Source organism: Novosphingobium sp. (assembly GCF_036803765.1).
GTDB lineage: Bacteria > Pseudomonadota > Alphaproteobacteria > Sphingomonadales > Sphingomonadaceae > Novosphingobium.
On sequence record NZ_DAIRTS010000019.1, the window covers coordinates 1 to 12,048 of the forward strand.

8 protein-coding genes are annotated in these 12,048 nt (G+C 67.5%); 5 read left to right on the forward strand and 3 right to left on the reverse strand.

Annotated elements, in window-relative coordinates; genetic code table 11:
- The first annotated feature begins 20 nt into the window (after nucleotides 1–20).
- Nucleotides 21–752: a substrate-binding domain-containing protein gene (locus tag V7Q48_RS12865; protein ID WP_333838712.1), complete on the forward strand. Its 732-nt coding sequence runs from the start codon at nucleotides 21–23 to the stop codon at nucleotides 750–752.
- Here the strand turns inward: V7Q48_RS12865 and V7Q48_RS12870 are convergent.
- On the reverse strand, nucleotides 725–2,362 hold the full coding sequence (locus V7Q48_RS12870; RefSeq protein ID WP_333838617.1) for a glycoside hydrolase family 43 protein: 1,638 nt from the start codon (nucleotides 2,360–2,362) through the stop codon (nucleotides 725–727). The genes V7Q48_RS12865 and V7Q48_RS12870 overlap by 28 nt on opposite strands.
- Nucleotides 2,359–3,582, reverse strand: a complete 1,224-nt coding sequence (locus tag V7Q48_RS12875) for an MFS transporter (RefSeq protein WP_333838619.1) — start codon at nucleotides 3,580–3,582, stop codon at nucleotides 2,359–2,361. Before V7Q48_RS12875 ends, V7Q48_RS12870 begins: the two co-directional genes overlap by 4 nt.
- Nucleotides 3,583–3,904: 322 nt before the next feature.
- Here V7Q48_RS12875 and V7Q48_RS12880 point away from each other — a divergent pair, with 322 nt between their 5' ends.
- The 4 genes from V7Q48_RS12880 to pnuC all read left to right on the forward strand — a co-directional run bounded on the left by V7Q48_RS12880 (nucleotide 3,905) and on the right by pnuC (nucleotide 11,084).
- Nucleotides 3,905–6,826: a TonB-dependent receptor plug domain-containing protein gene (locus tag V7Q48_RS12880; RefSeq protein WP_333838620.1), complete on the forward strand. Its 2,922-nt coding sequence runs from the start codon at nucleotides 3,905–3,907 to the stop codon at nucleotides 6,824–6,826.
- Nucleotides 6,827–7,110: 284 nt separating this feature from the next.
- Nucleotides 7,111–9,384 (forward strand): TonB-dependent receptor, encoded by a 2,274-nt coding sequence (locus tag V7Q48_RS12885; RefSeq protein ID WP_333838622.1) that lies wholly within the window; start codon nucleotides 7,111–7,113, stop codon nucleotides 9,382–9,384.
- 20 nt (nucleotides 9,385–9,404) lie between these two features.
- Nucleotides 9,405–10,493: a phosphotransferase enzyme family protein gene (locus V7Q48_RS12890; RefSeq protein ID WP_333838714.1), complete on the forward strand. Its 1,089-nt coding sequence runs from the start codon at nucleotides 9,405–9,407 to the stop codon at nucleotides 10,491–10,493.
- Nucleotides 10,494–10,505: 12 nt separating this feature from the next.
- Nucleotides 10,506–11,084 carry a nicotinamide riboside transporter PnuC gene (pnuC, locus tag V7Q48_RS12895; protein ID WP_333838624.1) on the forward strand — a complete coding sequence of 193 codons (579 nt, stop codon included), beginning with the start codon at nucleotides 10,506–10,508 and terminating at the stop codon, nucleotides 11,082–11,084.
- 62 nt (nucleotides 11,085–11,146) lie between these two features.
- On the opposite strand, the gene mmsB is transcribed toward pnuC, so the two are convergent.
- Nucleotides 11,147–12,025, reverse strand: a complete 879-nt coding sequence (mmsB, locus tag V7Q48_RS12900; RefSeq protein WP_333838716.1) for a 3-hydroxyisobutyrate dehydrogenase — start codon at nucleotides 12,023–12,025, stop codon at nucleotides 11,147–11,149.
- Nucleotides 12,026–12,048 lie beyond the last annotated feature (23 nt).

Below are 12,048 nucleotides of genomic sequence, written 5' to 3' on the forward strand. Positions count from 1 at the left end.
CCGTCCAATCTCCGCCAAGCATGCTCAAGCTTCACGATTTTTGCAACAGAGCCGGAGAAGCGCCCGCGGTGCTGCGTGTGCTGCGGGACAGTAGCTGCCCCTTCGCCGCTGTCGGCGCCCCCGCCGTGGCCGACGGCATCAGCGTCAGGATCGATGACCGCGCCGCCGCCTACCAGATGACGAACCATCTGCTCGCGCTCGGCCATCGTCGGATCGGCTTCATCCTGGGCAATCCGGACCAGGCTGCCAGCGCCGAACGCATGGCCGGGTTCTACGCCGCCGTGCGCGAGACCGGCGGCGTCGACGTGCAAGTGGTGCAGGGCGATTTCAGCTATGCCTCGGGCCTCGCGGCGGGCGAGCAGTTGCTGGCGGGAGCCACGCCACCGACCGCGATCTTTGCCAGCAACGACGACATGGCCGCCGCCGTGGTCTCGGTCGCGCATCGCCAGCAGCTTGATGTGCCGGGAGAACTGACCGTCGTGGGGTTCGACGATACCACGGCGGCCGTTACGCTCTGGCCGCCGCTGACCACGGTCCATCAGCCGGTGCGCAAGCTGGCCGCCGAGGCGCTCGGCCTGCTCGTCGGCGAGATCGGCCGTGGCAAGGCGAAGGGCGTCGGTGGCCGCCGTGCCGGGCCCCGCCAATCGATCCTCGACCACGCGATCGTCGCGCGGCAATCGACCGCTCCGCCATCTGCAGCGCAATCTGAAAACGGCAGCTTCGATCAGGCAGTATCGTCCGCTCCGGCATAGCGAAACCACGCAAAGTCGGCAGGCGTGCCTCGGCCTGACATGTCCTGGCAGGCCATCCCTACGAAGCTGCCGGTGAAGTTGGGTAATCCTGGCCGCGTCACTTCATCGGACAGCACGCTGGCGTCGCACACGCAATCGACCCGCTGCCATACTTGCTGCGCTTGTGCACGCCACGAGAAGCGCAGCACCGGTCCGTCGCACTCGGCGCGCAGCGCGATCGGCCCCGCAGGCAGCATGGCCACCGTGATCAGGCTGGTGCCGTCCGGATCCTCGGGCGAGGCGGACATGACCTGCAGCACGCGCGCGCCATCCTCCTCGCTGACGAGAAGGTAATGGAACTTGGTGCTGTTGTAATAACAGATCAGGCCGGCGGCCTGCTGGAAGCTGCGCGGGTCGAAATCGAGCAGGGTCTCGGCCGACCAGGCATGATGCGTCTGCCGGCGGGCAACGAGCGCCTGTTCGAACTGGCTGCCGACGGTCTCCCGCCCATAAAGGCGCAAGTACCCCGGCCTTGCCGAAAGGCTGAACAAGCGATCCGCGTGCGGCGTGCGCAGCCATTGAAAGGCCGGAGGCAGGATGGCCGAGGTGAAGCGTCCGTCCCACATCCCGTCATCGAGCGGCCCCGCCGGCCAGGGGTGCTTGGGCAGATCGGGCGCAGCGGGCGCCGGCTCGGGTTGGCCGTCACCCGAGAGTGTGCGCAGCCAGCCGTCGGCATCCCACCGCATCGGCTGCAGCGCGGTCTCGCGCCCCAGCACGCAGCGCTCCAGACCCGGCAAGGGACGGCCGCAGAGATAGGCCAGCCACGGCGAGCCGTCCGCCAGCGTCACCAGATCGCCGTGACCGGCGCGAGCCAGCGCACCGTCGCGCGCGCCATCAGCGCTCAGCACCGCGCCGTCGGGATGCGTTTCGTAGGGGCCGGCAATGGTCCGGGCTCGGGCCATGACCACGGAGTGATCCCAGCCGGTCCCGCCCTCCGCGACAAGCAAGTGATACCAGCCATCGCGCCGATAAAGATGCGGTCCTTCGGTGAAGCCGCGATCGGTACCGGTGTAGATCAGCTGCGGCTCGCCGACGAGGCACAGCGTTTCGCGGTCCAGTTCCTGCAGCTCGATCCCGGCGAACCGGCCGCGGCCGGGGCGGTGATCCCAGCGCACATTGAGCAGCCAGCTGCGGCCATCCTCGTCATGGAACAGCGCCGGATCAAAGCCGCTGCTGTTGAGGTGAACCGGATCGGACCACGGCCCCTCGATCGTGGGGGCAGTGACGAGGAAATTCGGAAAATCACGCAGCGACAAACCCTTCGCGCCGTTGACCGTCGTCATGCCATAGCGCTTCACATCGGTGTAGACGAGCCAGAAGCGACCGTCGGCATGGGTGAGATCGGGCGCCCAGATCCCGCATGAATCGGGATCGCCGCGCATGTCGAGCTGCGTCGCACGGGACAGGGGCCGGCTGGCGAGGCGCCAGTGCACAAGATCGCGGCTCTGGTGGATCTGGACGCCGGGATACCATTCGAAAGTGGACGTGGCGATGTAGATGTCATCGCCGACACGCAGGATGGAGGGATCGGGATTGAACCCGCGCAGAACGGGGTTGGAAAACGTGGTCATGCGGGCTTTCGCACCAAAGTCCAGAGCAGCACGGCACCGACGAGGTCGAGCGTACCGAGAAGCAGGAAAAACGGGCCATAGCCGACGACGTCGACCATCTGGCCCAGCGACAGCGAGAAAACGAGGACGCCCAGATTGCCTGCCAGGCCGGCAAGGCCTGCAGCGGTGGCGACTTCGTCACGCGCGAAAAGGTCGGAGGCCATCGTAATGACAGTGACCGACAGTGTCTGGTGCGCGAAGCCACCGAGGCACAGCAGCGCGATCGCGACGTAGGGATTGCTGGCGAGGCCGACGAAGGCCATGCCCGTCATCATCACCGCCCCCAGCGAGAACGCCCAGCGACGTGCGTCGACAAGGGCGACGCCGCGTCGCTGGAAAAACGCGACGACCGCCGGGCCGAACAGGCAACCAAGGTCCGCGGCAAGAAACGGCAACCAGGCGAACAGCGCGATCTGTGCAAGGTCGAAACCACGCACTCGCGCCAGGTAGAGCGGCATCCAGAACGACAGCATGCCCCAGACCGGGTCGGCGAGGAGGCGCGGCAGGGCGATGCCCCACAAATCGCGGCGCCGCACCAGCGTACCCAGGACTTGCCGCAGCGGACGGCGTTCGGCCCGGGCGGCAAGACGCTCTTCCTGACCGGCGGCGATGAAGGCCCGTTCCCGCGCGGACAGGCGGCGGTGCCGCGCGGGCGAATCATAGGCCAGGAACCACAGCACCGCCCAGCCCAGCCCGATCGCGCCGGCCACGATGAATGCAAGCCGCCAGCTATGTGCCATGACGGCCCAGGCCACCAGCGGCGGTGCGAAAACCGCGCCGAACGAGGCGCCGATGTTGTAGATGCCGCCGGCCGCGCCGCGCTCGCGCGCGGGAAACCATTCGGCGACCAGCTTCTGCCCCGCCGGCTGCGCCGATCCTTCGGCCAGCCCGAGTGCTGCACGCAAGCCGGCAAAACCGAGCCAGCCGTGAACCAGTCCATGCGCCATGGTGATGAGCGACCAGGCCGCGACGCAGACCCCGAACCCGATGCGCAATCCCGCACTGTCCAGGAAATGCCCCGCCAGCGGCTGGAGCATGACGCCAACCTGGAAGGCGCCCGTGATCCAGCCATATTCGCGGCTGCTGATCGCCTGCTCGGCCAAGATCACCGGTGCGGCAACGCCCAGCACCGATCGTGCCAGATAGTTGATGACCATGGCGCCCACAAAAAGCGCGATCATCACCCATCGTAAACGGGGAATGCGGTCAGACATGACATATCTTTGATAACGTGAACATGCGCCACCTGCATGGGCACTGATCGTCAAGTCGTTGACAGATTGCCCATAATTCGGGCTCATTGACCTTCATCAGACCACTCCGGCGGAATTCGACTGCAATCCTCTTGTCTGACTATTGACAAGAATCGGCTTGAACATCAATACCTGTGTTTGCGCTAACAGCATTCGTGTCGAGTCCATGTTGCAAGGCTCGGAAAGGATGCCGCGCCGGGGACCCGGGGATAACGGGCCTCGACGAAAACGACCATTCGGGGGAGAGAGAATGCCCGTTCGTCACCGCCAGGCCCATACCGCCAGTTTCGCCGCGATCGTCGCGTGCCTCGTCGCGCCCGCGGCGCTGGCGCAGACCGCACCGGACGCAGCAGCCCAGCCCCAGGCTGGCGCGCCGTCCACCGCCGACATCGTCGTCACCGGATCGCGCATCACCACCAGCGGCTTCAAGGCGCCGACGCCCACGACCATGGTTGATGCCGGCGCGATCGCATCCAACGCCCAGCCCAACATCTTCACCACGATTGCCCAGCTCCCTTCGCTGCAGGGTTCGAGCGGCACGACAGTCAACACCTTCAGCACATCGAGCGGCCAGCAGGGCCTCTCGTCGTTCTCGCTGCGCGGTGTGGGTGCCATCCGTACGCTGACGCTGCTCGACGGCCAACGCGTCGTCGGCGCCAACGTGACTGGCGTTCCCGACGTAAGCCTGTTTCCACAATTGCTCATCAAGCGTGTCGACGTGGTCAACGGCGGCGCTTCGGCATCCTATGGCTCCGACGCCGTGGGCGGCGTGGTCAACTTCATCACCGACACCCATTTCGAGGGAATCAAGGGCAACCTGCAGGGCGGCATCACCCGCTACCACGACGACGAACAGGTGCTGGTCCAGCTTGCCGTTGGCAAGAGCTTCGCCGACGGCCGCCTGCATGTCCTCGCCAGCGGCGAATACGCCAACGAAGACGGCGTGGGCGGCGGCCAGTTCGGTCTGGGTCTTGCCGGTGGACGCGACTGGTTCAAGCAGACTTCGCTGATCGACCGCGGCGTGACCGACGACAAGTCGCCGCGCTATGTCCTGCGTGACTTTGCCCAAGCCTACAATTACACCAAGTACGGCCTCATCACCGCCGGCCCGCTGCAGGGCATCGCCTTCGACCAGGCCGGCAAGCCCTTCCAGTTCCAGTATGGTTCGGGCGGGGTGCCGGCACGCGACGGCACGACGGCGGTCAAGGGCTGCTTCCCCGGCTTCTGCCTCGGCGGCGATCTGTCGGGCAACGTCGACGCCGGTCGTTCGCTACAGTCCGCGATCGAGCGCAAGATCGGCTATGGCCGGATCGGCTATGATTTTGCCGATCGCAACGAGATCTATGTTTCGTTCAACTACGGCCAGGTCAAGACGCAGAACCAGCCCGTCGGCGGCATGAACAAGCCCGGCGTGTCGATCAACTGCGACAATCCCTTCGTCCCGGCCGAGATCAAGTCCGCCTGTACCACGGCTGGGATCACCAAGTTCACCTTCGGCACAAGCAATGCCGCGCTTGGCAACACCCAGGTCCACACCGATCGGCAGCAGTATCGTGCCGTGATCGGCGCCAAGGGCGTCGTTCCGGTGCTGGGCACGGACTGGCGCTACGACACCTATTACGAGCATGGCCTCAACCGCACGACGATCAACGTCAGCAATATCCTGCTCAACAACCGCTTCACACAGGCCGTCAACGCCACCCTGCTCAATGGCGCGATCGTCTGTGCAGATCCGGTAGCGCGCGCCAACGGGTGCCAGCCGCTCAACCTGTTCGGCGGCAACCCGTCCGCCGGCGCGCTCGCCTACGTCGTGCCCAAGGATGGCCCGTACCAGCGCACGCGGCAGACGCAGGACGTGGTCAGCTTCAACGTCTCCGGCTCGCCCGTCGACCTTTGGGCCGGTCCGCTGTCGATCGCATTCGGTGCCGAATATCGCCACGAATACTACCGCGTGCGCGCCGACCCCTATGGTGCGGGCTTTGCCAATACCCCGGCCGACGCGATGTACCCTGCCGATCCGACCCTGTTGGCGGGCGGAAGCAACTGGTATGCAGGCAACTACAAGAACGGCCAGGGCGCTTACAGCGTCAAGGAAGCGTTCTTCGAGGCCGACCTGCCGCTGTTCAAGTCGTCCGCCATCGGCGAGGCGAACATCAACGGCGCGGCGCGCGTCACCGATTACAGCACCTCGGGCACGATCTGGGCGTGGAAGCTGGGCGGTACCTGGAGCACACCGATCGACGGCATCCGCCTGCGCGGCGTGACCTCGCGTGATGTGCGTGCCCCGAACCTGTCAGAGCTCTTCGCCGCGCCCGTCACGACGACGCTGCCCAACTTCTTCGACCCGTTCACGCGCACCAACGTGCTGGTCATCCAGAACTCGATCGGCAACCCCAACCTGCGGCCCGAAACCGCACGCAACACGACCTTCGGCGTCGCGCTGTCGGGAGCTTCGTGGCTGCCGGGGGTGAGCCTCTCGTTCGACTACTACAACATCAAGATCAAGGACGTGATCTCCAGCCTGGCTCCGGCCGACATCGTCAACTTGTGCTACCAGAAGCTGGTGCTCGCCACCTGCTCGGCGTTCAACCTGAACAACACCAGCGGCCCCAACTTCGTCAACGCGCAGGCCTTCAACCTCGCCTCGATCCGCACCAGCGGCTTCGACATCGAGGCAAGCTACCGCTGGCAGCGCCCGCTCGGCCTGCCCGGCAGCTTCACGCTGCGCGCGCTGGCCACGCACATCGAGAAGTTCATCACCGACACCGGCCTGCCCGGTACGCTCCCCGTCGACTCGGCCGGGGTCAACACCGGCAACACGCCCGACTGGAAGTGGCTGGCGATCCAGAGCTACGAGAACGACACGTTCTCGGCCTTCGTGCAGGAACGCTGGTTCAGCGATGGCGTGCTCGGCCACCAGTACGTGGTGTGCAACCCCGGCAGTTGCCCTGTCTCGACGCCCAATGCCCCGACGATCGACCAGAACTTCATGCCTGGCGCGTTCTATCTCGACATCGGCGGCACGTTCACCGTCACCAAGGGCGTCACCGCCTATGCCAAGGTCGACAACCTGCTCGATCGCAATCCGGCAAAATCGCCTTTCTTCGTCAACCCTGCCCTCTACGACGTGATCGGCCGCACATATCGCGCGGGCGTCCGCTTCAGCTTCTGACTATTCGCCGGCGGCTTCACCGTCGCCGGCGGCATCGTGGGCTGTGCCGACCCACTCCCGGCCAGCCCTCGCCTGTCGCATGCCTTCCGAACGATTCGCCCCCTCAACGCGTTGCCCCGGAAGGCATGCGACTACCTTTCCGAGCCGATCTGCTCGCCCCCCACAAAAAGGGCGGTGGACGCCGGCGCGATAGCCGAATAGCGGCGAGCCATGGCGCCCGAGGGGCGCTCGCCGGTTCGGAGACCCAAGACTTGAAGACTGTTTTGCGCGCGCGGGCGATCGGCATGCCCCTGGCCCTCCCGCTGGGGTTCGCGGCGCTGATCCTGCTGGCCCCCGCCGCACAGGCCGAGGACGACGGAACGATCCGCGTCGTCGGCCACCCCGATCCCGAGGGCCTGCTGCCCGACCAGAGCGCCCCGGCGGCGATCAGCGGGGTGGGCGTCCCGTTCATCACCAAGCAGGCGCCGACGCTCAATGCCTTCCAGCTGGTCAACCTGCTGCCCGGCGCCAATGTCTCCAGCACCGATCCCTTCGGGCTTTCGGCAACCTCGAGCCTCACGCTGCGCGGGCTGGCGCAGGATTCGATCGGCGTCCTGCTCGAGGGCGCGCCGCAGAACGACATCGGCTACTACTATGCCTATCCGGCGCAGTTCGCCGATGCCGAGAACCTCAGCGAAGTGACGCTGCGACCCGGCGCGGCAGCGATCGCGGCGCCGGTGGTCAATGCCGTCGGCGGCGTGCTGGCGGTGACACTCGACGCGCCCCACGACACACCCGGCGTCTTCGCCGATGTCTCGGTCGGATCGTACAACGAGCGGCGCGGCTTCGTGCGCGTCGACAGCGGGCGCTTTGCCGGCGATACCCTGCGCGCTTTCCTGTCCTATTCCAACAACCGCGCCGACAACTGGCGTGGTCCCGGCTTCGACACGCGCCAGCACATCGACGCCAAGATCGCCGCCGCCTGGGGTGCGGGCAACACCGCCAGCCTCGCGATCTCGTACAACGATGCCAATACATCGGCCTATGCCAGCCCCACCCTCGCCGACTGGCAGGCACAGGGGCGGCGCTTCGGCCATGGCGGCAGCTATGCGCGCGACGGGCTCGACTACTGGCGCCTCTATCGCCAGCCGTTCCGCAACCTCTATGCCTCCGCGCCGGTCCACCTCGTGCTGTCCGACAGCCTCAGCCTCGACAGCACGACCTATGTCCAGCGCGGATTCGGCAATGCACCCTACGGCGCCTCGATCGGGCCGGACGGCTATTACCCCGGCACCGTGCTCGGCACCGAGACGCTGGACCGCCCCGTGCCCGGCGCTACCGATACCACGCGCGACGTGCTTGCCAACTTCACCGGCGACCAGTTCCGCACCGGCGAGGTGCTGAGCCTGACCTGGCGGCGCGGCGGCCATGCGCTGACCGCCGGCGCCTGGTTCGACCGCGGCGTCGATCACGACATCCAGAGTTTCACGCCGCTCGACGCGCAAGGCGAACCCCTCGACGGCTGGGGCAAGGGCGCGGATGCGATCCGCACCGACGACGGGCGGCTCTATGCGCTGATGGACATCCACACGACGACCGTAACCAAGGCGTTCTTCGTTGCCGACAGCATGACGCTGGCGCAGGGGCTGACGCTGGACCTCGGATTCAAGGGGGTGAACCTGCTGCATTCGGGGCGCAACCTGCTGCCCGGCACGCAAGGCGCGGTGCGCGCCAACCGCTTCGCCGCCCTGCCCCGCGCCGCGCTGCACTGGCAGGCCAGCGCGCGCCAGCAGTTCTTCGCCAATGTCACCACCAGCTTCCGCGCGCCCGACCAATATGCGCTTTACGACAATTACGACGGCTATGGCGGTGTCTCGAGCACCGGCACCGACCGCCTGCGCAGCGAGCGCTCGATCGCGGCGGAACTGGGCTGGCGCTGGCAGGGACGCGACCTGTCGGCCTCGGTCACCGGCTTCGGCTATGCCTTTCGCAACCGGCTGGTGGCGACGGTCGCCCCGCTCAATGGCGCTCTGGTCAACACCACGATCAACGCCGGCCGGCAGCACACCGTGGGCGTCGACGGCGAGATCGACTGGCGCCCGGCCGAAGGCGTGAGCCTCTACCTCTCGGGCGAGTGGCTCCATGCGCGGCTGCAGGACGACCTGCCGGTGGGCGAGGATGTCCTGCCCACACGCGGCAAGCGCGCGGTCCAGGCGCCCGAAGTGCAGTTCGGCCTCGGCGGCACATATGACGACACGCGGCTGTTCGGCAGCGTGGCGCTCAAATATGTCGGCCGGCAATATGCGACGCTGGTCAACGACGAGAGCATCCCCGGCTACGCGACTCTCGACGTGGCGTTCGGCGTGCACTTCGCCCGGCCCGGTGCGCCGCGCACGGACCTGCGCGTCAATCTCATCAACCTGACCGACCCGCGCGTGCTCTCGGGCGTCGAGGCCGTGAACGCCAATGCACGCGACACGATGGGCCGGCGCGGCAGCCTGATCGCGGGATCGGCGCCGGGCTATTACATCGGCGCCGGCCGCGCCGTGGCCGTGACGCTGGCGCACCAGTTCCGGTGACGGCGCACCGCGTCCACGGCATGGGCGAGGGGCTGGAAGCGCCGGCCTGGCCGGCGATCACGCGGGCCGAGGCGGCGGCGCTGCTCGCCCGCCTGCCCGAGGCCGGACGCCTGGAGGCGCTGACCTGGCACTCGCCGCGCCCGTTCTCCTCGGCTGCGCTGGCGCAGACCGACGCTGGCGTGCTGTTTTGCAAGCGGCACGACCGCGCAGTGCGCGATGCCGCGTCGCTGGACGCCGAACATGCCTTCATCGCCCATCTGGCGGCGGGCGGCGTGCCGGTGGCGGCGGTGCTGGCTGATGCCGGCGGACGGACGGCGTGGGACGATGGCCGTTGGGTCTGGGAAGTCCATCGCGCCGGCCAAGGGCTGGACCTCTACCGCGATCGCGCCTCGTGGACGCCGTTCCTGTCCGCCGACCACGCCCATGCCGCCGGCGTCGCACTAGCCTGGCTGCATCGCGTAGGCCAAGGCTTCGACGCCCCCGCCCGCACGCCCGGCCCGCTGGTCAGCGGCGCATCGATCCTCACCGCCGCCGATCCGCTTGGCGCGGCCGAGGCCCTGGTTGGGCATAGCCCGGCGCTGGCGGACTACCTGGCCGACAAGCCGTGGCGCCACGATCTGGGTATGGTTCTGGACACCTGGCAAGCGTGCGATGCCGCACAGGTACTGCGTGCCGCACCCGCGCTGTGGACGCATAACGACTGGCATCCGTCCAACTTGTTGTGGGACGCGCAGGGCGACGTTGCCTGCGTGCTCGATTTCGGGCTGGCGGATCGCGGCCGGGCGATGCTCGACCTTGCCATCGCGCTCGAGCGCAGCGCGGTGCGCTGGCTTGAGCTGGGCCGCAGCGCATCGATCGCCCAATGTGCCGACGCACTTGCACTGCTATCCGGCTATGAAACGATTGCGCCGGTTGATCGCGCGCTGGTCGCCCGCCTCCTCCCGCTATGTCATGTCGAGTTCGCTCTGGCCGAGGTCGACTATTTCCAGGGCGTCCTTGGCCGCCGCACCGATGCCGACCTTGCCTGGCAGGGCTATCTGCTCGACCATGCGGCGTGGTTCGCGGGCGCGGAGGGATCGGCCCTGCTCGGCGCGATCCGCCAGGACTGAAGGGTACCGGCCATGTCGCGTCTCGAAATCGTCGCCGTTGCCGTCACCGTGCTGTCGATCTGGCTGACGGCGCGGCGCAACCTGTGGTGCTGGCCGCTCGGGCTCGTCGCCTGCGCGCTCTATTTCAAGCTGTTCCTCGACGTGCGGCTCTATGCCGACATGGTGCTGCAGGCGCTATTCGGCGTGGCAATCTTGTATGGCTGGATCGCCTGGGCGCGCGGGCGGCGCAGCGATGGCGCCGAACGGCCGGTCGATGCCTCCATCGCAGTTGTCCCCCTGCCCCCGCAACGCGCCGTCGTCTGGCTCTTGGCCGGCGCGCTGGGTGCGGGCGTGATCGGCTGGGGCACCAGCCGTTATACCGATGCCGCGCTACCTTGGCTCGATGCCACGCTGAGCAGCTTTAGCCTGGTGGCCCAGCTGTGGACCGCACGCCGCCATGCCGCCAACTGGCTTTTGTGGATCGCGGTCGACGCGGTCTATGTCGGCATGTTCGTGTTCAAGGGCCTGTGGCTCACCGCCGGGCTCTATGCGCTGCTTTGCGTCCTAGCCGTGCTCGGCTGGCGTCGCTGGACCGCGCAACGCGAGCGCTGAAGCGCAAATGATCCTCCCCATGCCTTCGGCACGGGGACGATCATATCAGCCGCAAAACTCGGCTACGCCCCCTCGAACGTGCGGATGATCGCCGAAAAGTCGACACCGCCATGCCCGGCCTCTGCGAACGCGGTATAGAGTTCCTGCGCCCGCGCGCCCATCGGCACCGTGGCGCCGGCATCGGCCGCCGCCGCCAGCGCGAGATTGAGGTCCTTGAGCATCAGCGCGGTGGCGAAGCCGCCTTGGTAGCCGTTGTCCGCCGGACTTTGCGGGCCCACGCCGGGCACCGGGCAATACGAGGTCATCGACCACGACTGGCCCGAGGCTTTCGACGCGATGTCGTAGAAGGTCTGCAGGTCGAGCCCCAGCCGATCGGCCAGCGCGAAGGCCTCGCAGGTGGCGACCATCGTCGCGCCGAGGATCATGTTGTTGCAGATCTTCGCGGCCTGCCCGGCACCGGCGGCGCCGGCATGAATCACCGCCTTGCCCATGGCCGCCAGGATCGGCTGCGCACGCGCAAAGGCTTGGTTGCTGCCGCCGACCATGAAGGTCAGCGTCCCGGCATTGGCCGCCGCGATTCCGCCGGAGACCGGCGCATCGACCATGGCATGGCCGGCCTCGGCCGCCTGCCCCGCGATGCTGCGCGCCGTGGCGACGTCGATGGTCGAGCAATCAAGCAGCAGCGCGTCGGCAGGCGCATGGCCGATCACCGACTCGGCGAGCACCTGCGCCACGATCGCGCCGTTGGGCAGCATGGTGACCACCGCATCGGCGCCCGCCACGGCCTCTTGCGCACTGCCGACCGGCTCGCACCCCTGCGTGCCAGCCCGCGCCAGGGCTGCGGCGTCAGGATCGAAGGCGCGCACGACATGCCCGGCCTTGGCCAGGTTGGCGGCCATGCCGCCGCCCATGTTGCCAAGGCCGATGAAGCCGATGGTCAGCGCATCACCCGCCACGTTCCCCG

Bases quoted from the DNA above. Each gene is read 5' to 3' on its own strand.
- V7Q48_RS12865 (WP_333838712.1), top strand. From the start codon at position 21: ATGCTCAAGCTTCACGATTTTTGCAACAGAGCCGGAGAAGCGCCCGCG.
- V7Q48_RS12870 (WP_333838617.1), bottom strand. From the start codon at position 2,362: ATGACCACGTTTTCCAACCCCGTTCTGCGCGGGTTCAATCCCGATCCC.
- V7Q48_RS12875 (WP_333838619.1), bottom strand. From the start codon at position 3,582: ATGATCGCGCTTTTTGTGGGCGCCATGGTCATCAACTATCTGGCACGA.
- V7Q48_RS12880 (WP_333838620.1), top strand. From the start codon at position 3,905: ATGCCCGTTCGTCACCGCCAGGCCCATACCGCCAGTTTCGCCGCGATC.
- V7Q48_RS12885 (WP_333838622.1), top strand. From the start codon at position 7,111: ATGCCCCTGGCCCTCCCGCTGGGGTTCGCGGCGCTGATCCTGCTGGCC.
- V7Q48_RS12890 (WP_333838714.1), top strand. From the start codon at position 9,405: ATGGGCGAGGGGCTGGAAGCGCCGGCCTGGCCGGCGATCACGCGGGCC.
- pnuC (WP_333838624.1), top strand. From the start codon at position 10,506: ATGTCGCGTCTCGAAATCGTCGCCGTTGCCGTCACCGTGCTGTCGATC.